This window comes from Aliarcobacter trophiarum LMG 25534 (assembly GCF_003355515.1).
Taxonomy (GTDB): domain Bacteria; phylum Campylobacterota; class Campylobacteria; order Campylobacterales; family Arcobacteraceae; genus Aliarcobacter; species Aliarcobacter trophiarum.
Genome location: NZ_CP031367.1, coordinates 1390414 through 1413645, shown reverse-complemented (window position 1 = coordinate 1413645; position 23232 = coordinate 1390414). Strand labels below are relative to the sequence as shown.

The 23232-nt window shown below is 31.8% G+C and carries 18 protein-coding genes, 4 tRNA genes and 3 rRNA genes; 11 read left to right on the top strand and 14 right to left on the bottom strand.

Annotated features, from left to right (window positions below):
* Nucleotides 1–16: 16 nt before the first annotated feature.
* Together hisA and hisH are read right to left on the bottom strand one after the other, a co-directional pair.
* Nucleotides 17–724 carry a 1-(5-phosphoribosyl)-5-[(5-phosphoribosylamino)methylideneamino]imidazole-4-carboxamide isomerase gene (gene hisA / locus ATR_RS07295; RefSeq protein WP_115428801.1) on the bottom strand — a complete coding sequence of 236 codons (708 nt, stop codon included), beginning with the start codon at nt 722–724 and terminating at the stop codon, nt 17–19.
* A 9-nt stretch (nt 725–733) separates the two neighbouring features.
* Complete coding sequence (gene hisH / locus ATR_RS07290; protein ID WP_115428800.1) at nt 734–1336, bottom strand: imidazole glycerol phosphate synthase subunit HisH; 603 nt, start codon at nt 1334–1336, stop codon at nt 734–736.
* A 117-nt stretch (nt 1337–1453) separates the two neighbouring features.
* On the opposite strand from hisH, the gene ATR_RS07285 reads away from it, so the two are divergent.
* Both ATR_RS07285 and ATR_RS07280 read left to right on the top strand, forming a co-directional pair.
* The gene (locus tag ATR_RS07285) at nt 1454–3202 is read left to right on the top strand and encodes a Na/Pi cotransporter family protein (RefSeq protein WP_115428799.1); all 1749 of its coding nucleotides are present in this window, start codon (nt 1454–1456) and stop codon (nt 3200–3202) included.
* On the top strand, nt 3192–3443 hold the full coding sequence (locus ATR_RS07280; protein ID WP_115428798.1) for a hypothetical protein: 252 nt from the start codon (nt 3192–3194) through the stop codon (nt 3441–3443). The genes ATR_RS07285 and ATR_RS07280 overlap by 11 nt, the downstream gene beginning before the upstream one ends.
* Here ATR_RS07280 and ATR_RS07275 read toward each other — a convergent pair.
* Both ATR_RS07275 and lepA read right to left on the bottom strand, forming a co-directional pair.
* Nucleotides 3418–3990 (bottom strand): ComF family protein, encoded by a 573-nt coding sequence (locus tag ATR_RS07275; protein ID WP_115428797.1) that lies wholly within the window; start codon nt 3988–3990, stop codon nt 3418–3420. The two genes, ATR_RS07280 and ATR_RS07275, sit on opposite strands and share 26 nt — an antisense overlap.
* 10 nt (nt 3991–4000) lie before the next feature.
* Nucleotides 4001–5788 carry a translation elongation factor 4 gene (gene lepA, locus ATR_RS07270; protein WP_115428796.1) on the bottom strand — a complete coding sequence of 596 codons (1788 nt, stop codon included), beginning with the start codon at nt 5786–5788 and terminating at the stop codon, nt 4001–4003.
* A 138-nt stretch (nt 5789–5926) separates the two neighbouring features.
* Between lepA and ATR_RS07265 the strand changes: the two genes are divergently transcribed.
* The 7 genes from ATR_RS07265 (at nt 5927) to ATR_RS07235 (ending at nt 15737) form a co-directional block, all read left to right on the top strand.
* Nucleotides 5927–8446, top strand: coding sequence for a heavy metal translocating P-type ATPase (locus tag ATR_RS07265; protein ID WP_115428795.1), 2520 nt, complete (start codon nt 5927–5929; stop codon nt 8444–8446).
* 490 nt (nt 8447–8936) lie between these two features.
* Nucleotides 8937–10454: ribosomal RNA gene (locus ATR_RS07260) — 16S ribosomal RNA — on the top strand.
* A gap of 125 nt (nt 10455–10579) precedes the next feature.
* Nucleotides 10580–10656, top strand: a tRNA-Ile gene (locus tag ATR_RS07255).
* A 9-nt stretch (nt 10657–10665) separates the two neighbouring features.
* Nucleotides 10666–10741, top strand: a tRNA-Ala gene (locus tag ATR_RS07250).
* A 373-nt stretch (nt 10742–11114) separates the two neighbouring features.
* Nucleotides 11115–14028, top strand: a 23S ribosomal RNA gene (locus ATR_RS07245).
* A 158-nt stretch (nt 14029–14186) separates the two neighbouring features.
* Nucleotides 14187–14302: ribosomal RNA gene (rrf, locus tag ATR_RS07240) — 5S ribosomal RNA — on the top strand.
* The 16S, 23S and 5S rRNA genes sit together here with 2 tRNA genes alongside, the layout of an rRNA operon.
* A gap of 266 nt (nt 14303–14568) precedes the next feature.
* Nucleotides 14569–15737, top strand: a protein-coding gene (locus ATR_RS07235; protein WP_115427524.1) for an IS3 family transposase whose coding sequence is annotated in 2 segments (ribosomal slippage) — nt 14569–14821 and nt 14821–15737 — 1170 coding nt in all. Because the reading frame shifts where the segments join, the coding sequence is not laid out codon by codon here.
* Here the strand turns inward: ATR_RS07235 and ATR_RS07230 are convergent.
* The 10 genes from ATR_RS07230 to ATR_RS07185 all read right to left on the bottom strand — a co-directional run bounded on the left by ATR_RS07230 (nt 15726) and on the right by ATR_RS07185 (nt 21688).
* Nucleotides 15726–16598: a tyrosine-type recombinase/integrase gene (locus tag ATR_RS07230; RefSeq protein WP_115428794.1), complete on the bottom strand. Its 873-nt coding sequence runs from the start codon at nt 16596–16598 to the stop codon at nt 15726–15728. The two genes, ATR_RS07235 and ATR_RS07230, sit on opposite strands and share 12 nt — an antisense overlap.
* Before the next feature lie 175 nt (nt 16599–16773).
* Nucleotides 16774–16850 (bottom strand) — tRNA-Ile (locus ATR_RS07225).
* 2 nt (nt 16851–16852) lie between these two features.
* Nucleotides 16853–16942: transfer RNA gene (locus ATR_RS07220), tRNA-Ser, on the bottom strand.
* 77 nt (nt 16943–17019) lie between these two features.
* Nucleotides 17020–17718, bottom strand: a complete 699-nt coding sequence (pyrF, locus tag ATR_RS07215; protein WP_115428793.1) for an orotidine-5'-phosphate decarboxylase — start codon at nt 17716–17718, stop codon at nt 17020–17022.
* Nucleotide 17719: 1 nt separating this feature from the next.
* Nucleotides 17720–18115 (bottom strand): transcription antitermination factor NusB, encoded by a 396-nt coding sequence (gene nusB / locus ATR_RS07210; RefSeq protein ID WP_115428792.1) that lies wholly within the window; start codon nt 18113–18115, stop codon nt 17720–17722.
* 1 nt (nt 18116) lies between these two features.
* Nucleotides 18117–18587, bottom strand: coding sequence for a 6,7-dimethyl-8-ribityllumazine synthase (ribH, locus tag ATR_RS07205; protein ID WP_115428791.1), 471 nt, complete (start codon nt 18585–18587; stop codon nt 18117–18119).
* Between the two features lie 164 nt (nt 18588–18751).
* Nucleotides 18752–20179, bottom strand: coding sequence for a type I glutamate--ammonia ligase (gene glnA, locus ATR_RS07200; RefSeq protein ID WP_115428790.1), 1428 nt, complete (start codon nt 20177–20179; stop codon nt 18752–18754).
* A 35-nt stretch (nt 20180–20214) separates the two neighbouring features.
* The gene (gene hisJ, locus ATR_RS07195; RefSeq protein WP_115429461.1) at nt 20215–21006 is read right to left on the bottom strand and encodes a histidinol-phosphatase HisJ; all 792 of its coding nucleotides are present in this window, start codon (nt 21004–21006) and stop codon (nt 20215–20217) included.
* 8 nt (nt 21007–21014) lie between these two features.
* Nucleotides 21015–21464, bottom strand: coding sequence for a molybdopterin synthase catalytic subunit (locus ATR_RS07190; protein ID WP_306457774.1), 450 nt, complete (start codon nt 21462–21464; stop codon nt 21015–21017).
* 2 nt (nt 21465–21466) lie between these two features.
* Nucleotides 21467–21688 carry a MoaD/ThiS family protein gene (locus tag ATR_RS07185; RefSeq protein WP_115428789.1) on the bottom strand — a complete coding sequence of 74 codons (222 nt, stop codon included), beginning with the start codon at nt 21686–21688 and terminating at the stop codon, nt 21467–21469.
* Nucleotides 21689–21758: 70 nt separating this feature from the next.
* On the opposite strand from ATR_RS07185, the gene ATR_RS07180 reads away from it, so the two are divergent.
* Together ATR_RS07180 and ATR_RS07175 are read left to right on the top strand one after the other, a co-directional pair.
* Nucleotides 21759–22424 (top strand): MqnA/MqnD/SBP family protein, encoded by a 666-nt coding sequence (locus tag ATR_RS07180; protein WP_115428788.1) that lies wholly within the window; start codon nt 21759–21761, stop codon nt 22422–22424.
* Nucleotides 22421–23188, top strand: a complete 768-nt coding sequence (locus ATR_RS07175; protein WP_115428787.1) for an undecaprenyl-diphosphate phosphatase — start codon at nt 22421–22423, stop codon at nt 23186–23188. Before ATR_RS07180 ends, ATR_RS07175 begins: the two co-directional genes overlap by 4 nt.
* Nucleotides 23189–23232: the final 44 nt, after the last annotated feature.

The window sequence follows — 23232 nt, the reverse complement described above, 5'->3', positions numbered from 1 at the left end:
ATAATAAATTATTTAACTATAGTATAGAAAATGCTTCTTTTAGATTTAAAGTTCCCTCATAAAAAGCTTTTCCAACAATTACACCACCTATTTGCCCATTTTTCTTACAAGAAATTATGTCATTTATATCTTTTACACCACCACTTGCAATTGTATAAAGCCCACTTTCTTTCGCAATTTCTTCTGTAAAGTTTACATTTACTCCACAAAGCATTCCATCTTTACTGATATCTGTACAGATAATTGCTTCAACGCCTGCATTTGCAAACTCTTTTGCTAAAGCTGTGGCTTGTATTGTTGAAACTTCTGCCCACCCTTCGACTGCTACCATTCCATTTAATGCATCAATACCAACTGCAATTGGATATTTTTTTGCCATATCTTTTACAAATTGTGGGTCTTTTAATGCAATTGAACCTAAAATTAATCTATCAACTCCTAATTCTAGGTACATCTGAATAGTTTTTTCATCTCTTATTCCACCACCTAATTCGATTTTTAGATTACAATTTTCTCTTATTTTTTTTATCTGTTCTAAATTTGCAGGTTCTCCCATAAAAGCACCATTTAAATCAACTATATGAACCCATTTTGAACCTAATTCTTCAAATCTACGAGCAACTTGCCATGGCTCATCTGAATAGATTTTTGCACTATCCATAACTCCTTTACTAAGCCTTACTGCTTTTCCATCTTTTAAATCAATTGCAGGTAATATATCCATTTTTCTCTCCTATAAATTTATAAAATTTTCTAAAACTTTTAATCCATTATTGTGTGATTTTTCAGGGTGTGGTTGAAAGCCAAAAATATTATTTTTGTTTACAGCACTTGCAAACTCATACCCATAAGTTGTTTTTCCAATAATATATTTATCATCACAAACAGTATGAAATGAGTGTACAAAATATAAATAAGGGTTTTTTAGACCTTCAAATAATATATTGTTTTTTGTTTCTATAGTATTCCATCCCATGTGTGGAATTTTTAACTCTTTTGTTTTATCTCTATTAAAAGCTATAACTTTTCCTTCAATTAAGCCTAAACCTTTCGTATAACCAAACTCTTCACTACTTTCAAATAATAGTTGCATTCCAAGGCAGATTCCTAAAAGTGGTTTGTTACTATTTGAGAATTCTAAAATAGCATCTTTTAAACCATTTTTTTCTAAATATTTCATAGCATCTTTATATGCTCCAACTCCTGGAAGAATAATCTTATCACATTTTGTTATATCATCTTTTGTTTTTATGATTTTTACATCTTTTGTAAATTTAGAACAAGCATTGTAAACACTTGCTAGATTACCCATTTTGTAGTCTATTATTCCTAGCATTTAGCTCCTTTTAAAGATAAAAGTGTATCTTAAAAGAGATTTAATTTTTGTTAAATTTTAAATAATATACTAATGCTATTAAATTTTTATAAAATTTCTTAAAAAATTGAGGTGACTATGATAAAAAGATTTATGTTTCCGCTACTTTTTTTGGTTCTTGCATACTTTGTGTTAAATTATGAGAGTGCAAAGGTAATTATTGCAGGAATTGCAATTTTTTTAGTTGGAATGTTTTTTATGGAAGATGGTTTTAAGCTATTTTCTGGTGGTTTTTTAGAAAAAATTCTAGAAAAATTTACAAATAGTATGCCAAAGGGAATTTTAAATGGTTTCCTAATAAGTTCGATAGTGCAAAGCTCTTCACTTACAAGTGTTATTTTAATCTCATTTTTAACCACATCATTAATTGCTCTTGAAAGTGCTATTTATGTGCTTTTAGGTTCTAGTTTAGGTTCTTCTACTACTGCTTGGTTAATAGCACTTTTTGGGCTTAGAATAAAAATTTCACACTATGCAATGCCTATAATTGCTTTTGGTATATTTTTTAGATTTTCAAAAAATTTAAAGCAAAAAGGTTTTGGGAATATTCTTTTGGGGCTTGGTTTTATATTTTTGGGAATTTCTTATATGGTAAATGGTTTTGATGATTTAAAACAGAGTGTTGATTTATTGGCTTATTCAAATGATAGTTTTTTAACAATGTTTTTGTTTTTTATTTTAGGAGCTATTATGACTTTTGTTGTACAGTCAAGCTCTGCTAGTATTGCAATAACTCTTGTAGCACTTGCAAGTGGTCAAATACTATTTTTAAATGCAGTTGCTTTAGTTATTGGTGGAAAAATAGGAAGTACAACAACAACTATTTTAGGAAGCTTAAACTCAAATTCAAATGGGAAAAGATTAGCTTTAACCCAATTTATTTTAAATCTAATAGCTACTGTTTTTGGTATAGTTTTCCTATTTCCAATTATAAATTTTATAGATTTTTTAGCTTTAGAATTTGATATTTCAAGTGATGTGATAAAGCTTACACTATTTATTACAATTTTTAATTTAAGTGCTGTAATAATAATGATTCCATTTTTGAATAAAATTATCTTGAAGATGAAAACTATGTTTATTCCAAAGGTAAAATCATGGTCAAAATTAGAATTCTTGGATGCTAGTTCTTTGGAGAGTTCAAAATCAATTTTAAGTGGGCTTAAAAAAGAGAATGAAATTTTATTTAATAAATTAATAAAGTCTATAAGACATCAACTTTCAATAAATAGTGATATTTATATTAGTAAAAAAAATTTAGATAAAAAAACTCTAAAAAAAGAGAGTATTAATAAACTTTATAAAATAAAAATAAAAGAGCTTCATAATGAAATTTTAGATTATTTAGATTTTGCGAATAAATATATAAATAGTGAAGATATGAAGGTATTAGATAAAAGTAAAGCACTTACAAAAAAAATATATCTACTTTTAAAAAATATAAAGACTTTAAATAAAGCCTTAAATCTTGGAACTCAGAATGAAAATATAGAGCTAAAACAAGAGTATAAAAATATAAAAGATATTTTAATAATTTGTATAAATGAGATAGAAAATATAATTTCAAATCATGCTTTTGATGATATAGATAAACTTTATAAAATAAAAACTATCCAACATAAGCTTATATCTTTTGATAATATGGCAAATCAAAGAGTAGATAATTTATTTGAAAATAGAAAAATAGATGCAAAAGTTAGTTCAAAAATATTAAAAGATAGCTCTTTTGCTATACTTCTATGTCAAAATTTACTTAATATAACAGAAAAAATGTTTATTGATGAGAGTATGATATTAGAAGATGAGGAAGAGGAAGATGAAGATTAATAAATTTCTAAATAATATAGAAGAGTTTTTTGAGATAAATAAAAAAGAGGAAGAGAGTTTACTTGAAGCTATACAAAAACTTGAAGATAAAAAAATAAAACTTTTGGAAAAGATAAATAAAGAAGATTTTAAAGAAGAAAATAGGCAAAATCTTGAAGATAAATTAAAAATGGTTGATGATTTAAAAAGAAAAATAGAGAAAAAAATAGTAAAGATTAACTTAAAAAGGAACATAGAGTAAGAGCGAAAAGTACATTTACCTTATGTTTTTTTAAAGTTTTTCTAGCTTCTAAAATTGTTGTTCCTGTTGTAATTACATCATCTATTAAAATTACATCGCAACTTTTTTCTCCACTATATGTAAATTTTCTTGGATTTTTTTGTCTAAATTCTAAGTTTTTTCCAGCATATTTGACAATATTTGAAGCTTTTAAGCTATTAAAAACTGGTTTGATAAAGGTACTTTTTAGATGTTTTGCTAAAATTGCGGTTTGTGAAAAATCATGTCTTGTGTGGTCATCTATGGGAAGTGCCAAAATAGGGTGAGTAAACTCAAAATTTAAAGCAAACTTTTTAAAACTAAGTTTTCCTAAAATATTAAAAACTCTATCTCCATAAAAATGGTATTTACTTTGAATTAAATCTTCTAAATCTTTATAATCATAAAAAGAGTAAACAAAGAAATCTTTATCTAACTCTTTTTTATAAAAATTTGGAACTAAAAGTTTATTTTGACAAGTTTCACAAATTATAGAAAAAGATAATTTATCACAACTTGTACATTTCATATTTATTGTTTTAAATTTTTAATACAGCCATAAAAGCCTCTTGAGGCACATTTACTTTTCCAATAGCTTTCATTCTTTTTTTACCAGCTTTTTGTTTTTCAAGAAGTTTTCTTTTTCTTGTAATATCCCCACCATAACACTTTGCAGTTACATTTTTACCCATAGATTTTACAGTTTCTCTTGCAATAATTGTATTTCCAATACTTGCTTGAATTGCTACTTCAAAAAGTTGTCTAGGAATAAGCTCTTTTAGAGCCTTTACAAACTCTCTTCCTCTTGAAACTGATTTATCTTCAGGAACTATGATTGAAAGTGCATCTACTATATCCCCTGCAACTCTAACATCTAGTTTTTTAAGATTTCCCTCTTTAAAACCAATTGGTTCATAATCAAAAGAGGCATAACCTTTTGTTGTAGATTTTAATTTATCATAAAAATCCATAACAATTTCATTCATAGGAATATTATATTCAAGTAGAACTCTAGCCCCTATATAGTCCATTTTTAGTTGAACTCCTCTTTTATCATTAAGCAACTTTATAACATTTCCCAAAAATTCATCAGGAACCAAAATTGTAGCTTTTACATAAGGTTCAAAAATGCTTTCTATATAGTTTGGTTCTGGTAATTCACTTGGATTTTGGATTACAATTTTTTCTCCATCTTTCTTTAAAACTTCATAAACAACAGTTGGAGCAGTCGCTATTAAGTCTAAATCAAACTCTCGCTCTAACCTCTCTTTTATAACCTCCATATGAAGCATTCCTAAAAATCCTGTTCTAAATCCACTTCCAAGAGCCATTGAACTTTCTGGCTCAAAAGAGATTGAAGAGTCATTTAATTTTAGTTTATTTAAAGCTTCTCTTAAATCCTCGAATTTATCAGTTTCAATTGGATAAAGTCCTGCAAAAACGAATGGTTTTGCAGGTTCAAAACCATCAATAGGTTCTTTTGTTGGATTTTTTGCATCAGTCATTGTATCACCAACCGCAATTCCATCTAAAGTCTTAAGGCCTAATACAACAATTCCAATTTCGCCTGTTTTAATCTCCATTGTATCAGCTCTTTTTATAGGATGTGGATACATCAGACTTAAAACTTGATGTTCAACTTTTGTATTCATCATTCTAAGAGTTTGACCTTTTTTTATGCTTCCATCATAAACTCTTACAAGAGCTAAAGCCCCTAAATAGTTATCAAACCAACTATCATAGATTAAAGCTTTTGTGGCTGCAGTTTCATCTCCTATTGGTGCTGGAACTCTTTTTATAATTGATTCAATTAAATCTTTTACTCCAAGACCTGTTTTTGCTGAAATAAGATTGTGCTCTGTACAATCAAGCCCAATAGCTTCTTCAACCTCTCCTAAAACTCTCATAGGATCAGCACTTGGCAAATCTATTTTATTTACAACAGGAAGAAGCTCTAAATCATTATCCATAGCAATATATACATTTGCAATAGTTTGAGCTTCAACTCCTTGCGTTGAATCAACAATTAGTAGTGCCCCTTCAGACGATGCTAAAGAACGGCTAACTTCATAAGAGAAATCGACGTGTCCTGGTGTATCTATTAGATTTAAAACATATTTTTCACCATTTAAAGAGTAATCTAATCTTACACTTTGTGCTTTTATCGTAATTCCTCTCTCTTTTTCTATATCCATATTATCCATAACTTGCGAAGTCATTTCTCTATCACTAATTCCTCCACACTCTTGAATAATTCTATCTGCTAAAGTTGATTTTCCATGGTCAATATGAGCTATGATACTAAAATTTCTAATATTTTTTTGCAATTTTTTTCCTAATATATTGAGTAGCTTTTTTTAAAATAGTGCGATTATACCTAAATTTTTGTAATTTTTACTTGAATGTTTATTTATAATTAATTATGCTTTGATAATATTGCATTGATTAAAAAATTAGGAAAATTTATGAAGTCGCAAAAATTTGATATTAAAGGAATGACTTGTAGTGCTTGTTCTAATGCTGTTGATAGAGCTATCAAAAAGCTTGAAGGAGTAAGTGAAGTAAATGTAAATTTGCTAAGTAATAGTATGCTTGTAAAATATGATGATAAAGTATTAAATGATGACAAAATCATAAAACGAGTAGAAGATGCTGGATATGAAGCTATATTAAATAAAGTTGATAATATAAAAATAGAAAAAAAAGATAATATTGCAGAAGATGAGATAAATGAGTTAAAAAATAGATTAATAGTATCTTTAATCTTTTCAATACCACTATTTTATATAGCTATGGGACATATGTTAAATTGGCCACTTCCATCTATTTTTCTTGGAGAAAAAAATTCAATAACATTTGCTTTTACTCAGTTTTTGTTGGCACTTCCTATTGTTGTTATAAATATAAAATATTATAAAGTTGGATTTAAAACTCTGCTTAAAGCTTCTCCAAATATGGACTCTTTAATAGCTATTGGAACAGGAGCAGCTATGCTTTATGGAGTTTTTTCTATATACAAAATTGGCTTTGCTTTAGGAGTTGATGATTTAAATATGCTTCATAAGTATTCAATGAATTTGTACTTTGAAAGTGCTGCTATTGTTTTAACTCTGATCACTTTTGGGAAATATCTTGAAGCAAAAGCAAAAGGAAAAACATCTGAAGCAATAAATAAACTTATAGATTTAGCTCCAAAAAAAGCTTTAATATTAAGAGATAATATAGAAGTTGAAATATCAGTTGAAGAATTAAAATTAAAAGATATTGTAATTGTAAAACCAGGAGCTAGTATTCCAGCTGATGGAGTTATTATTTCAGGAAATACATCAATAGATGAATCAATGCTTACAGGTGAGAGTTTGCCAGTATCAAAAAAAGTTGGAGATAGAGTTATTGGAGCTAGTATAAATAAATATGGTTCTATAAAGTTTGAAGTTACAAAAATTGGACCAGATACAGTTTTGTCACAAATTATAAAGTTGGTTGAAGAGGCAAGTTCATCAAAAGCACCAATTTCAAAACTTGCAGATAAGATAAGCTCTATTTTTGTGCCAACTGTTATTTTAATTTCAGTAGTAGCCACTATTACTTGGTTAATTTTGGGATATGATTTTGAGTTTGCTTTAGGGATAGGAATTGCAATTTTGGTTATATCTTGCCCTTGTGCTTTAGGATTAGCAACTCCAACAGCAATTATGGTTGGAACAGGGAAAGGTGCACAAAATGGTATTTTGATAAAAAATGCGGAAGCACTAGAAGTTGCAGAAAAAATAGATACTATTGTTTTAGATAAAACAGGAACTATAACAGAGGGAAAACCAAGAGTTACTGATATTCTTGTAAATAGCGAAATAAGTTACAATAAACTTCTTCAAATAGCATATTCTCTTGAAAAGAATTCAGAACATCCTTTAGCTGATGCAATTGTTAAAAAAGCAGAAGATGAAAATATAGAACTTTTAAAAGTAGAAGAGTTTAAAGCGCAAAATGGTTTTGGAATAGAAGCTAAAATTGATGATGAAACTATATTTATTGGAAATAAAAAACTACTTGAAAAAAACAATATTTTACTTGAAGATTTTTTTGAAAAGAGTGAAAGACTAGCAAGTAGTGGTAAAACTCCAATATTTATCTCTAATAGTAAAAAGATATTAGGAGTTATTGCTGTTGCTGATGTTGTAAAAGCTACAAGTAAAAGAGCAATAGAAGAGTTTTATAAGATGAATTTAGAAGTAATAATGCTAACAGGAGATAATCAAAAAACAGCAAAGGCAATAGCAGATGAATTAAATATAAAAAACTTTATAGCTGAGGTTTTACCAGAAGATAAAGATAAAGTAATCAGAAAACTTCAAGAAGATGGTAAAAAAGTTGCTATGGTTGGAGATGGAATAAATGATGCTCCAGCTCTAGCAAGAGCAGATATAGCAATTGCAATTGGTGCTGGAACAGATGTGGCAATTGAGTCTGCTAATATTGTTTTAGTAAGAAATGATTTATTAGATGTAGTAAGAGCAATACAACTTAGCGCTGCAACTCTTAAAAATATAAAACAAAATCTATTTTGGGCATTTATTTATAATATTATTGGTATTCCTTTAGCAGCAGGAGTTTTTTACTCTTTTTTAGGATGGAAATTAAATCCAATGTTTGCAGGTGCTGCTATGAGTTTAAGCAGTGTTTCTGTTGTTCTAAATGCATTAAGATTAAGGTTTTTTAAATCAACAATAGACAAAAATATAAAAGTAATTGAAAATCAAAATATAAAAGGAGTTAATATGACAAAAATTTTAAAAGTAGATGGTATGAGTTGTGGACATTGTAGTGGAAGAGTTGAAAAAGCTTTAAGCAAAATTGATGGTGTTGATAGTGTGAAAGTTGAATTATCAACAAAAGAGGTTATTATAAATATGTCAAAAGATATAGAAGAACAAGTTTTTGTAGATGCTATAAGTGAAGCTGGATATGAAGTTATAAAAATTTGAAAATATAAAAGAGTATTATAAATTCAATATTAAAATTTTAAAGGAAGTTGGACAAAAAGTCCAAATTTCTTATAAAAACCAATTAAGCAAAATTAAGCAATAAAAAAACTACAGATAATTTTAAAAACCCCAAAAATACGACATTAAGAAGAGAAAAGAATTAAAAAAGCTATAAAATTCAGAATTTAAGCGTATATTAAGTGATAAGCTCTTGACAAAGAGGAAAAAAGGCACTATAATTCCCGTCCAATTTGACCGAGGGGTTAGATTAGAGTTCTTTAAAAGAGATATTGAGAGTTTAATGAAGTAATCTTTGTAAACTAAATATCATGATTGTTAAAAGTAAAAAAAATTGAACAAGAGATAAATATTGAAGAGTATTTATTAACTTGTCTATAAATTTGAGTGATAATTTTGTAATTAAGTAATTAAAAACAAAAAAGTCAGATTCAACTACTACATAAAGATTAAATTAGATTTAATCAAAAAATTTATGGAGAGTTTGATCCTGGCTCAGAGTGAACGCTGGCGGCGTGCTTAACACATGCAAGTCGAACGAGAACGGGTTATAGCTTGCTATAATTGTCAGCTAAGTGGCGCACGGGTGAGTAATGTATAGGTAATATGCCTCTTACTAAGGGATAACAAATGGAAACGTTTGCTAATACCTTATATTCCTTTTATACAGAAGTATAAAAGGGAAAGATTTATTGGTAAGAGATTAGCCTGTATTGTATCAGTTAGTTGGTGGGGTAATGGCTTACCAAGACAATGACACATAACTGGTTTGAGAGGATGATCAGTCACACTGGAACTGAGACACGGTCCAGACTCCTACGGGAGGCAGCAGTGGGGAATATTGCACAATGGACGGAAGTCTGATGCAGCAACGCCGCGTGGAGGATGACACATTTCGGTGCGTAAACTCCTTTTATATGAGAAGATAATGACGGTATTATATGAATAAGCACCGGCTAACTCCGTGCCAGCAGCCGCGGTAATACGGGGGGTGCAAGCGTTACTCGGAATCACTGGGCGTAAAGAGCATGTAGGCGGATTGATAAGTTTGAAGTGAAATCCTATAGCTTAACTATAGAACTGCTTTGAAAACTGTTAATCTAGAATGTGGGAGAGGTAGATGGAATTTCTGGTGTAGGGGTAAAATCCGTAGAGATCAGAAGGAATACCGATTGCGAAGGCGATCTACTGGAACACTATTGACGCTGAGATGCGAAAGCGTGGGGAGCAAACAGGATTAGATACCCTGGTAGTCCACGCCCTAAACGATGTACACTAGTTGTTGTGAGACTTGATCTTGCAGTAATGCAGTTAACACATTAAGTGTACCGCCTGGGGAGTACGGTCGCAAGATTAAAACTCAAAGGAATAGACGGGGACCCGCACAAGCGGTGGAGCATGTGGTTTAATTCGACGATACACGAAGAACCTTACCTGGACTTGACATAGTAAGAACTTTCAAGAGATTGATTGGTGTCTGCTTGCAGAAGCTTATATACAGGTGCTGCACGGCTGTCGTCAGCTCGTGTCGTGAGATGTTGGGTTAAGTCCCGCAACGAGCGCAACCCTCGTGTTTAGTTGCTAACAGTTCGGCTGAGAACTCTAAACAGACTGCCTACGCAAGTAGGAGGAAGGTGAGGACGACGTCAAGTCATCATGGCCCTTACGTCCAGGGCTACACACGTGCTACAATGGGGTATACAAAGAGCTGCAATACGGTGACGTGGAGCAAATCTTATAAAATATCTCCCAGTTCGGATTGTAGTCTGCAACTCGACTACATGAAGTTGGAATCGCTAGTAATCGTAGATCAGCTATGCTACGGTGAATACGTTCCCGGGTCTTGTACTCACCGCCCGTCACACCATGGGAGTCGAACTCATTCGAAGCGGGGATGCTAAAGTAGCTACCTTCCACAGTGGATTTGGCGACTGGGGTGAAGTCGTAACAAGGTAACCGTAGGAGAACCTGCGGTTGGATCACCTCCTTTCAAAGAAAAAATATTAAGATTTGGTTCTTAATATAAAAAATGAATAAAGAAACTTACTTTTAACAACATATATTTAGTTTGTAAAGATTATTTGAAGAACAACAGATAATTTATAGGTAAATATGGGGCCTATAGCTCAGCTGGCTAGAGCGCTCGACTGATAATCGTGAGGTCTCAGGTTCAAGTCCTGATAGGCCCACCAGATTATTATGGGGAATTAGCTCAGCTGGGAGAGCGCCTGCTTTGCACGCAGGAGGTCAGCGGTTCGATCCCGCTATTCTCCACCATATAGAGATAAAGAAAGAGAAGTTAGATATAAGCTTTTATAAATAAGAGTTTATATCTGGTTTTAATCAGAAAGCGTTACCTTGAGATAACTTTAGTTATTTGAAGTAGCAAGATATTTAAAAATATAATGTTAAAGTCTTTAAAATTTTTTCGTAAAGTTAAATAGAAGTATTTAATTTTAAATAAAAAAATTTCATATCTAAGATTTAATGTAATAATTAAATTTAACTATAGATAACACAACTAAATTATTAGACTTTATGTTTAATAAGATAGTAGCCAAAGAATATTATCAAATTTATAAATATAAGGAATTATATTTATAGGCAAGAAAAACTAATCTAAATAAAGTTGTAAGATTTTATTAGATTTTAATAAGCTATTAAGGGCTAATGGTGGATGCCTTGACTGTAAGAGGCGAAGAAGGACGTATTAGGCTGCGATAAGCCACGGGGAGCTGCCAAAGAGCTTTGATCCGTGGGTTTCCGAATGGGGCAACCCAATATATAGAGATATATATTACTCTACGGAGAGCGAACTTGGGGAAGTGAAACATCTCAGTACCCAAAGGAAGAGAAATCAAATGAGATTCCCATAGTAGCGGCGAGCGAACTGGGATTAGGACAAACCCTATACTTGTATAGGGGGTTGTAGGACCATAATATAAGATTAAAGAGGATAGATGAACTAGTTGGAAAGCTAGAGCGTAGAAGGTGAAACTCCTGTAATTAAAATTCTCAATAACTTTAATGGTATCCTGAGTAGGTCGGAACACGTGATATTTTGACTGAAGCTGGGGGGACCACCCTCCAATCCTAAATACTACTTACAGATCGATAGTGAACAAGTACCGTGAGGGAAAGGTGAAAAGTACTGCAGCGAGCAGAGTGAAATAGAACCTGAAACCATTAGCTTACAATCATTCAGAGCCCTATGATTTATCAGGGTGATGGACTGCCTTTTGCATAATGAGCCTGCGAGTTGTGGTGTCTGGCAAGGTTAAGCCAAGTGCGAAGCCGTAGCGAAAGCGAGTCTTAATAGGGCGACATAGTCAGATGCTGCAGACCCGAAACGAAGTGATCTATCCATGAGCAGGTTGAAGCTGGTGTAAGAGCCAGTGGAGGACCGAACCCATTGACGTTGAAAAGTCTCGGGATGACTTGTGGATAGGGGTGAAAGGCCAATCAAACTTCGTGATAGCTGGTTCTCTCCGAAATATATTTAGGTATAGCCTTGTGTTGTAGCATATAGGGGTAGAGCACTGAATGGGCTAGGGCTGCTTACCGCGGTACCAAACCCTATCAAACTATGAATACTATATGTGGAATCACAGGAGTCAGGCGGTGGGTGATAAAATCCGTCGTCGAGAGGGGAACAACCCAGACTAACAGCTAAGGTCCCTAAGTTACATCTAAGTGGAAAACGATGTGGAGTTACTGTGACAACCAGGAGGTTGGCTTAGAAGCAGCCATCCTTTAAAGAAAGCGTAACAGCTCACTGGTCTAGTGATTCTGCGCGGAAAATATAACGGGGCTAAGATGTACACCGAAGCTTTAGATTCAATTTTTAATTGAGTGGTAGGAGAGCGTTCTATTCAGCGTTGAAGGTATACCGGTAAGGAGTGCTGGAGCGGATAGAAGTGAGCATGCAGGCATGAGTAGCGATAATTAAGGTGAGAATCCTTAACGCCGAAAACCCAAGGTTTCCTACGCGATGCTCGTCATCGTAGGGTTAGTCGGGTCCTAAGTCGAGACTGAAAAGTGTAGACGATGGCAAATTGGTTAATATTCCAATACCAACATATAAGCGCGATGTGGGGACGCATAGAGTTAATCGAGCTCACTGATGGAATAGTGGGTCGAAGGATGTAGGTTGTTAAGTAGGCAAATCCGCTTAACAATAGACCGAGATCTTACAGGCTCTTGACACTCTTCGGAGGAGATGGAGAATCGATGATACTGTCGTGCCAAGAAAAGCCACTAAGTATATTATATGTTGCCCGTACCGTAAACCGACACAGGTGGGTGGGATGAGTATTCTAAGGCGCGTGGAAGAACCCTCTTTAAGGAACTCTGCAAAATAGCACCGTATCTTCGGTATAAGGTGTGCCTACCATGGTATAGAAACTTGCTTTCAAAAGCCAAGGAGGTTGCAACAAAGAGTCCCTCCCGACTGTTTACCAAAAACACAGCACTTTGCTAACACGTAAGTGGATGTATAAGGTGTGACGCCTGCCCGGTGCTCGAAGGTTAACTGATGATGTCAGCGCAAGCGAAGCATTTGATTGAAGCCCGAGTAAACGGCGGCCGTAACTATAACGGTCCTAAGGTAGCGAAATTCCTTGTCAGTTAAATACTGACCTGCATGAATGGCGTAACGAGATGGGAGCTGTCTCAAAGAGGGATCCAGTGAAATTGTAGTGGAGGTGAAAATTCCTCCTACCCGCGGAAAGACGGAAAGACCCCGTGCACCTTTACTACAGCTTGACACTGTAGCTTGGATATTCATGTGCAGGATAGGTGGGAGGCTATGATGACTAGACGCAAGTAGAGTCGGAGCCATCCTTGAGATACCACCCTTGAATATTTGAGTTACTAACTGCGATGAGTTATCCTCATTCAGGACAATGTCTGGTGGGTAGTTTGACTGGGGCGGTCGCCTCCTAAATAGTAACGGAGGCTTACAAAGGTTAGTTCAAAGCGGTTGGAAATCGCTTGTTGAGTATAATGGCATAAACTAGCTTGACTGTGAGACCAACAAGTCGAACAGAGACGAAAGTCGGTCATAGTGATCCGGTGGTTCTGCGTGGAAGGGCCATCGCTCAAAGGATAAAAGGTACGCCGGGGATAACAGGCTGATCTCCCCCAAGAGCTCACATCGACGGGGAGGTTTGGCACCTCGATGTCGGCTCATCGCATCCTGGGGCTGTAGTCGGTCCCAAGGGTATGGCTGTTCGCCATTTAAAGCGGTACGCGAGCTGGGTTCAGAACGTCGTGAGACAGTTCGGTCCCTATCTTCCGTGGGCGTAGGAAAGTTGAAGAGATTTGTCCCTAGTACGAGAGGACCGGGATGAACCAACCACTGGTGTACCAATTGTTCTGCCAAGAGCATCGTTGGGTAGCCACGTTGGGATGTGATAAGAGCTGAAAGCATCTAAGCTCGAAGCCAACTCTAAGATGAACTTTCCCTGAAGTTCCCAGCAAGACTAGCTGGTTGATAGGCTGGATGTGTAATGGGTGTAAGCCCTTTAGCTGACCAGTACTAATAGAACGTTTGGCTTATTTTTAACAATTTTTCTTTGGTTTACTATCTTATTAAGCATATTTATTATGTTTAATATGTGTTGAATATATATAGATATACAAAAAAGACTTTAGCATTAAATTTCTCAATCTCGCAATTTGAGTGTTAAGAGTTTATCTCAAGCTTTTAGCACTCAAATTTGCTGGTGGTTAAAGAGAAGTGGAAATACCCAGCCCCATTCCGAACCTGGTAGTCAAGCACTTCATCGCCGATAATACTGCAGGGTCCCCCTGTGGAAACGTAGGTCGCCGCCAGCTTATTGAGTTTTTAACTTTTACAATAAGCTTACCTTCTTTTACTCTTTCTTAGTAATTCAAGGTAAGCTTTTTTATTCCCTACAATCCTCTCTTTTAAAATATATTCTTATTTTATCAAACTATACAGTGCCTCTATCTCTTTTACCCAAATACTTTCATCAATAGTCTCTAATACTTGGAATGACCCCAAAAAAGTAGACAGAAATTTATTCAGTTAATTAAAATAACAATTTAGAGAAAATTGTAAACAATTGAAGGAATTAAAAATGGCAAGAAGAGAATATAGTGAAGAGTTTAGAAGAGATGCTGTAAAACAAGTTATAGAAAATGGATATGGGGTTGTTGAAACAGCTGAGAGGTTAGGTGTCCATTATGATTCTTTGAGAAACTGGATAAAAAAATACAAATCACCAGAAGCTGAAGTAGAAATAAAAAAAACTCAAGATACAACAGCTGAAATAAAAAGATTGCAAAAAGAATTAAAGAGAGTTACAGAAGAGAGGGATATTTTAAAAAAGGCCGCAGCGTACTTTGCAAACAACCCAAATTAAAGTACGCATTTATAAAGGAGTATCAAATACAGTACACAATCAGAAGAATGTGTACTGTATTGAAAGTTCATCCTAGTGGGTATTATAAATGGTTAAAACAACCTATTTCAAATTTAGAGATTGAAAATCAACAAATTTTACAAGAGATAAAAAAAGCATATAGAGAGTCAAATGGGATATATGGATATAGAAATATTCATAAAGATTTAAAGGCTTCAAATATACATGTAAATAAGAAAAGAGTTGCAAGATTAATGAAAGAAGCAAAACTTTGTGGAATAGGAAATTATAAAAGAAAACCAAAGCATAAGGCTGGTTCAATTCATAAAGCACATCCAAATCATTTAAAACAATGTTTTTTAACATATAAACCAAATGAATCTTGGGTTAGTGATATCACATATATCAGAACTTATGAAGGATGGTTATATTTAGCTACAGTTATAGATCTTTATTCAAGAAAAATAATTGGTTGGGCAACAGGACATAGACAATCAACATCTTTAATTATTAAAGCTTTGAAAAAAACAACTCACAGAATTAAAAATCATAAAGTAATTCTTCATTCAGATCAAGGTAGCCAATATAGTTCTTATGAATACCAAACATTTTTAAAGCATCATAATATTATCCCAAGTATGAGCCGTAGAGGTAATTGTTATGATAATGCAGTAGCAGAGAGTTTTTTTAAGACATTAAAAAAAGAATTAGTTAGAAAAACTATATTTCATACAAGAGCAGAAGCTAGAGATAAAATATTTGAATATATAGAAATGTTTTATAACTCAAAAAGACGACATAGTTTTTTAGATTTTATAAGTCCAAATGAATTTGAGAAAAGATACAATGATAGTGTTACTCAACCCAAGGTGTTAACTGATTAAAAAAGTGTCTACTAACTTGGGGTCATTCCAGTTCATTTTCATCTTATCTGCAGATATTTCAATATATTCTTTTTCAAAATTTATTTCTGACCATTCCAATTTTCTTAAATTATAAGGACGTAAAGCAAGATAAGGAGATAGTTTTAAAGCATAAATGGTGCTTATATCTGCTTTAAAATTAATTCCATAACTATCAATATCTAAAATTAATTGTTGCACTTCTGAGTCTTTGGTTAGTGCAGGTACATTTTTACTTTGCCTTTGTTTTAAAGAATTTTTCTTATCAATGTCAGATATTATATTGTGTTCAGTGTACTCATTTGTAACAGCATATTTATATATTCTTTGTATATTATTTAGCAATCTATTTGCATATTCAATTGCATCTCTTTTTTCCATACGTTCTGCAAGTAATAAAATATCTCTTCTAGTAATATCTTGGATATTTTTATTACCAATAAATGGATAAGCATTATTTTCTAAATTACTTTTAATTTTATTATAATTAGATATGCTCCAGCCATTTTTTTGTAGTTCAAGCCATTTATCAGAAATATATTTAAATGTAGTTTCTAATTTAAAATTAGAATTTTTTGTTTCAATGGGATTAATTCCATTTTTTAAATTTTCTTTTGCTTTATTTCTTTTTTCTCTAGCATCTTTTAAAGTAACTTCAGGATAAGATCCTAAGCTCATACTTTGTCTTTTGTTATTAAAAGTAAAATCAAATCTAAAATATTTACTCCCACTTTTTCTAACAACTATAAAAAGATTGTTTCCATCACTTAATTTATAATCTTTCTCTTTAGGTTTTAAATTTTTTACTTCAGTATCAGTAAGTGTTTTAATGTGTTTAGGCATTTTTTACGGTACAAATCCTATTTATAAAGTTTATACCGTAAATTGTACCGCAATTTTTTTTTGTTATAACTGAATTTAGTAGTATTTTGATGAACGTCATAGGACTTAAGAATCCCTATTCTATGGTAAGTTTAAAACGTTATAGTACTTTGTTGGATTTTGAAGAATTAATAGCTGGTGGGTCGTGAAGGACTCGAACCTTCGACCACTCGGTTATGAGCCGAGTGCTCTAACCAGCTGAGCTAACGACCCAGTGGCGGACAGTGAGGGATTTGAACCCTCGGTACCGTTGCCAGTACGTCTCCTTAGCAGGGAGGTGGTTTCAGCCACTCACCCAACTGTCCGTTTCTAAATTTAAATTGATTAAATTTGGACGGGAATTATAAGGAAAAACCCCTTAAAACCCCCTTAATTAAATAAATCAGATATTATCTATTATTTTTTTTACTATATCTCTTGGGTTTTCATCTTTATATATAGGACGACCTACAACTATGAAATCTACTAAATTTTCTTTTGAAAACTTTATATCAGCAACTCTTTTTTGATCACCATTATCTTCTCCAAAAGGACGAATCCCAGGGCATAGGGTAATAAAATCTTTATTTGTGCTATTTTTAATATCTAAACTCTCATAAGCAGAACAAACAACACCATCAAGTCCAGCTTCAAATGTCTCTTTTGCAAACTCTCTTGCTTTTACTTCGATATCTTCACCATATATTTTTTTAAAACTATCATTATCAAAGGATGTAAGAGCAGTTACAGCCAAAACTAATGGTCTGTTTGGAATATCTTTAATTCTTTGCATAACTGTCTTCATAGCTTCTTTACCAGCACTTGCATGAACATTAAACATATCAACTAGTCCAAAGTTTGAAATATCAAAAGCAGCGTCTGCCATTGTATTTGGAATATCATATAGTTTTAGGTCTAAAAATATTTTAAAGTTTGGATTTATTGCTTTTAAATCTTCTAAGAATTTTTTGCCATCTCTTAAATATGTTCTAAAGCCAACTTTTAGCCAAACATCAAAATCTTTTATTTTTTCTACTAAAGCTAGATTTTCACTACTATTTTCTAAATCTAAAGATACACAAAGTTTCATATCCTTTTTCATTTTAAACCTTTTTTAGTTGATCTAAAATTGCATTTATAAACTTTGGAGCACCATCACTTGCTAGTTTTTTTGCCAACTCTATTGCTTCATTTATAACTATTGCTTTTGATAATTTTTCAAATTGTATTTCATAAATCGCAAGTCGTAAAATAGATTTTTCTACACTTCCAACATCTTCTAAAGTTCCTTGAGTAAGATGTTTAATAATATCCTCATCTATAGAGTTTAAGTTCTTAACTGTTCCATTAAATAGATTTAAAGCAAACTCTTTTTGGCTATTTCTGATTTTTTTCTCTTCTAAAATATCGTCGACAAATTTCGCTATTTCAGTATTACCTAAATCATATGCATATAAAAGACCAATTACTGACTCTCTTGCTTGTGTTCTTGTTGCCAAATTATTTTTCCATTTCGCTATATAAATCTAGCATTTCGATTATTGTAAGCATAGCTTCTGCACCTTTGTTTCCTACTTTTGAACCAGCTCTCTCTATCGCTTGTTCTATTGTATCTGTTGTTAAAACACCATTTGATACAGGTTTTCCAAATTTTAAAGCAACTGTTGCTATTCCTTTTGTTGCTTCTGCACTAATATAATCAAAATGAGGAGTTGCTCCTCTTATAACTGCACCAACACAGCAAACAGCATCATATTTTCCACTTGATAGTGCTTTTTCAAGTGCAAAGGGAATTTCAAAAGCTCCAGGAACTAAAATCAAATCTAAGTTTGCTTCATTTCCTCCGTGTCTTTTGAATGAATCTTTTGCACCTTCTACTAATCTATCAGTTATTATATGGTTGAATCTTCCATTTATTATGGCTACTCTTTCGTTTCCTTTTAGCCTTAAAGAACCTTCTATTACTCTCATTTTAAACTCCAAAATCTTTAATAATAGCTTACATTATACAAAAATAGTGCTTAATTGTTAAAAGTATTAAATTGTTATATAAAAAGATAATTATAAATTGATTTTGATATTGGAGTAAATTGAATATAAATTATTAAGATAAGAGATTAACCCTTATCTTAATATTAGCAAGAGTACATAGTTTTAAACTCAAATGGTGTAGGTCTAGCTTCATAAGGCCAAACTTGTGTAGAGAATTTAAAGTGCTGATATGTATCTATCATTTTTTTAGTAAATACAGGTCTTAAAAAGTCATTGTGTCTGATTAAAGCCTCTAAAGAACCTCTTAATGTATGAGGCATTTGAGGAATATCTCTTTCTCTAATTTCATCTAAAGATAGTTCAAATAAATCATCATCCATAGGACCAATTGGCTCATATTTATTTTTTATTCCATCAAGTCCAGCCATAAGCATAGCTGAAAATGCTAAATACGGACAAGCAGTTGAATCTGGAAATCTCATCTCAACTCTTGTTGCTTTTTCTCCTGCGCCATAAGGAATTCTACAAGAGGCACTTCTATTTTGAGATGAATAAGTCAAAATTGATGGTGCTTCAAAACCAGGTATTAATCTTTTATAAGAGTTTGTAGATGGGTTTGTAAATGCAGCAACAGCACGTGCATGTTTAAAAATTCCACCAATATACCAACGTGCAATATCACTTAAATTTCCATATTCACCCTGCTTATAAAATAGATTTTTACCATTTTTCCAAATACTTTGGTGAACATGCATTCCACTTCCATTGTCACCATAAAGTGGTTTTGGCATAAATGTTGCACTTTTTCCATTTAAATGAGCTACCATTTTGATAACATATTTTAATTTTTGAACATTATCACTAGCTTCAATTAAATCTCCATAAACTATTCCAATCTCGTGTTGTCCTTGTGCAACTTCATGGTGACCTAAAATTACTTCAAGACCAACTTGCTCTAAAACTTGCATCATTTCTGCTCTTAAATCAACTCCATTGTCAATAGGAGCTACAGGGAAATATCCACCTTTTAGACCACTTCTATGTCCAATATTTCCACCTTCATAATTTTTTGCACTATTCCACTCACCATCTTCACTATCAACTCTATAGTAAGACTCATTTCCATGATCTTTAATTTTTACATCTTCAAAAACAAAAAATTCATTTTCAGGTCCAAAATATGCAACATCTCCAATGTTTGCTTCTTCTAGGTACTCAACAGCTTTTTTTGCTATAGACCTAGGACATTTTTCATACATATTTTTTTCATAAATATCATAAACATCACAAATTACTATTATTGTACTATCAGCTGTAAATGGGTCTAAAAATGCAGTTGGAACATCTGGTTTTAATATCATATCTGATTTATGAATTGGTTGCCATGCATCTATTGATGAACCATCAAAAGGCATTCCATTTGCTAGTAAATCACTATTTACTGCTTTGATATTATAAGTCACATGATGCCATGTACCTTTTAAATCTGTAAATCTAAAATCTACAAACTTTACTTCATTTTCACTACAAAACTTAAAAAACTCTTCTATACTATTTACAAATTTTCCCATTTTTAACTCCAAAAAATTTTAAGGTAAGATTTTATCTAAAAATCTATTAAACTCATCTCTTTTTTATAAAAAGTAGCACACTTTTTATAACCAATATCTTTTGCTAAATTTATAGCATCTTCATATCCAAATCCAACATGCTCTACACTATGGGCATCTGAACCAAAAGTAATCTCAATTCCTAAATTATAGGCTTCTTCTAATAGTTGTTTTGAAGGATAAGTTTCTCCTATAGGCTTTCTAAGACCTGCTGGATTTATCTCCAAAACCATATTTGCTTTTTTTATCTCTTTTAGAGCATTTCTTGCTAATAATCTAACATCTTTTTTTGGTAAAAATTTAAAAACCTTTATTAAATCCAAATGACCAACTATTTGGAAATAGTTTGTTTTTGCCATAGCTTCAATTGCACTAAAATAATCTTCCCAAATCTTATTTATATCAACACTTTCATAAACACCTATAAACTCAGGGTTATCAAATCCCCATAGTTCATTTTTATTTTGTAAAAAATGTATTGATCCTATTAGATAATCAACATTTGCATTTAAAATCTCATCAAGCATAAAACCTTTTAGATAATCAACTTCATAAGCTAAAAGAACTTTTATCTTATCTTTATATTTATCTTTTGCTTCATTTACCCAATTTTCATATAAAGCTCTCTCTTCTAGTTTCATTCTATATTTTGGGTCAAAATTCATTGGTGCATGACAGGCAAAACCATATTCATCAATTTTTAGCTCTATAGCTCTTTTTACATACTCATCAACGCTACCAGTTGCATGGTTACAAAGTTTTGTGTGATTATGTAAATCTACTCTTATTTTTTTACTCATGCTAAAATTCCTGCACCATCTATTTTTTGGCTTCTATCTTTGGCATAAATTCTCTGTTTATTTCTCATATCATATTTCCAAATAGGAGCATTTTTCTTAAAATCTTCTACAAAACTATCAATAAGCTCTAAAGCAACTCGCCTTTGTGGGCTACAAACTCCTGCAATATATGAACTTGTATGATTTAAAACATCACCACGACTATGAGCTAAAAATACTATTGCATTTTGTTTTTTTGCTCTTTCTTGCCACGATTTAAACCATTTTTCTAAAAGTGGTTCATATACATCAAAACTTAAACCATCTATACTGTTTTCATCTCTTATAATTCCTACAAATGTAATAAAAGCACCATAATTTAGGTTCTTATATTTTTCATACCAAGAGTTGTGAATTTTTTCTATCTCTAAACTTCCATTATGAATTTGTAAATCTTTGCTAAACAAAATCAACCTCCACAAACAGGAGGAAGAAGTGAAACTTTGTCTCCACCTTTTAGTTCAAAATCTTTAGAAAAAACCAGTGTATCATTTACTGCAACTGCACAAGTTTCAAGCCAAGATGATATTTTTTCATCATTTTTTAAAATATTTGATAATTCATTCAAATTTTTTATATCTAAATTAATACTCTCTTTATTTATAGGTCCTAAAAACTCTATTTTTACCATTTTAATCCCTTATAATTATTTTTATACTATTATATCGACTTTAATTTTAAAGACTAAAGGCAACAATTTTATGATATTTTCAAAAATTGATTTTATAAACCTATTACCTTTTCACATTTATATCAAAAAAAATATAAAATCAAACCAACTTAAGTCAATAATAGAGTACAAAAAATCATACCCAGCAAAAATTACAAATAATTTTAAAAAAAGAAAAGTGCATAGTGCTTTTATCTCTTCAATTGGCTCAAGAGCTGAGAAGTTTTTGGACTTTGGAATAGTTGCAAGAGATGAAGTTTTATCTGTTTTGGTTTTACCAAATAAAGAGGCAAAAGATGATTTTCAGTCTAAAACTTCAAATGCTTTAGCAAAAGTTTTAGAGTTAGAAGGTGAGGTTATTATTGGAGATAAAGCTTTGAAATTTTATCTTGAAAATAAAGATGAAAAGATTATAGATTTAGCAAAAGAGTGGCAAAATAGATATAATCTTCCTTTTGTTTTTGCAACTTTGTGTTATAACAAATACGAAAAAAGATTGAAGAACCTCACAAAAAACTTTGATAAGAAAAAGATAAAAATTCCACAATATATTTTGGAAATCTATTCAAAACGAAGTGGAATAAGTAAAAATGATATTTTAAACTATCTTACAAAAATAGATTATGATTTAGGCTATAAAGAGAAAAGAGCTTTAAAGCTCTTTTTAAAACTTTCAAAAGAAAAAGGAGTTTTATGACAATATTTGATGCAATATATTTAGGAATAATAGAAGGGTTAACAGAGTTTATCCCTGTATCTTCAACTGGACACCTAATAGTTTTAAGTGAACTTTTAGGACTTGAACAAAACAATGTAAACAAAGCCTTTGAGATAATAATACAGTTTGCTGCAATTTTGGCTTTAATTTTTGTATACCCTAGTAAATTTACATTTAAACACATTAATCTTTGGCTTAAAATAGCTTTGGCATTTATCCCTATTGGGATGGTTGGATTTATCTTTTCAAAACAAGTAAAAGAGCTATTTAGCATGGAAATTGTTGCATATATGTTTATTATTGGTGGAGTTATTTTTTTAATTGTTGAAAAGTTTTATGATGAGAGTAAAAAACATATAAATGATGTTGAAGATGTTAGTTTTAAACAAGCTTTCTATATAGGTTTGGCTCAAGTTTTTGCTTTAATACCTGGAACTAGTAGAGCAGGAGCTAGTATAATTGGAGCTATGATTGTTGGGCTAAATAGAAAAGCAAGTGCTGAGTTCTCTTTTTTACTTGCTTTTCCTGTTATGGTTGCTACAACATTTTATGATATTTATAAACACCATGAAGAGATACTGCAAGATGGAAATTTTTTAACTTTAGCTGTTGGTTTTGTTGTATCTTTTTTAGTTGCTCTATTTGTAATAAAATTATTTCTAAAGTTTTTAGAGAAATTTACATTTGTTGCTTTTGGAATTTATAGAATTTTATTTGGAATTTTGATTTTAGCTCTATTTTAAAAAGCAAAATTCTAAATTTATACTTAATTTAATTTATAAAGATT

Excerpts from the sequence above, each read along its gene's own strand:
- ATR_RS07275 (WP_115428797.1), bottom strand. The coding sequence starts at position 3,990 with ATGAAATGTACAAGTTGTGATAAATTATCTTTTTCTATAATTTGTGAA.
- glnA (WP_115428790.1), bottom strand. The coding sequence starts at position 20,179 with ATGGGAAAATTTGTAAATAGTATAGAAGAGTTTTTTAAGTTTTGTAGT.
- ATR_RS07265 (WP_115428795.1), top strand. The coding sequence starts at position 5,927 with ATGAAGTCGCAAAAATTTGATATTAAAGGAATGACTTGTAGTGCTTGT.
- hisH (WP_115428800.1), bottom strand. The coding sequence starts at position 1,336 with ATGCTAGGAATAATAGACTACAAAATGGGTAATCTAGCAAGTGTTTAC.
- pyrF (WP_115428793.1), bottom strand. The coding sequence starts at position 17,718 with ATGAAAAAGGATATGAAACTTTGTGTATCTTTAGATTTAGAAAATAGT.
- ATR_RS07230 (WP_115428794.1), bottom strand. The coding sequence starts at position 16,598 with ATGCCTAAACACATTAAAACACTTACTGATACTGAAGTAAAAAATTTA.
- ATR_RS07285 (WP_115428799.1), top strand. The coding sequence starts at position 1,454 with ATGATAAAAAGATTTATGTTTCCGCTACTTTTTTTGGTTCTTGCATAC.
- ribH (WP_115428791.1), bottom strand. The coding sequence starts at position 18,587 with ATGAGAGTAATAGAAGGTTCTTTAAGGCTAAAAGGAAACGAAAGAGTA.
- ATR_RS07180 (WP_115428788.1), top strand. The coding sequence starts at position 21,759 with ATGATATTTTCAAAAATTGATTTTATAAACCTATTACCTTTTCACATT.
- hisA (WP_115428801.1), bottom strand. The coding sequence starts at position 724 with ATGGATATATTACCTGCAATTGATTTAAAAGATGGAAAAGCAGTAAGG.
- ATR_RS07185 (WP_115428789.1), bottom strand. The coding sequence starts at position 21,688 with ATGGTAAAAATAGAGTTTTTAGGACCTATAAATAAAGAGAGTATTAAT.
- ATR_RS07280 (WP_115428798.1), top strand. The coding sequence starts at position 3,192 with ATGAAGATTAATAAATTTCTAAATAATATAGAAGAGTTTTTTGAGATA.
- ATR_RS07175 (WP_115428787.1), top strand. The coding sequence starts at position 22,421 with ATGACAATATTTGATGCAATATATTTAGGAATAATAGAAGGGTTAACA.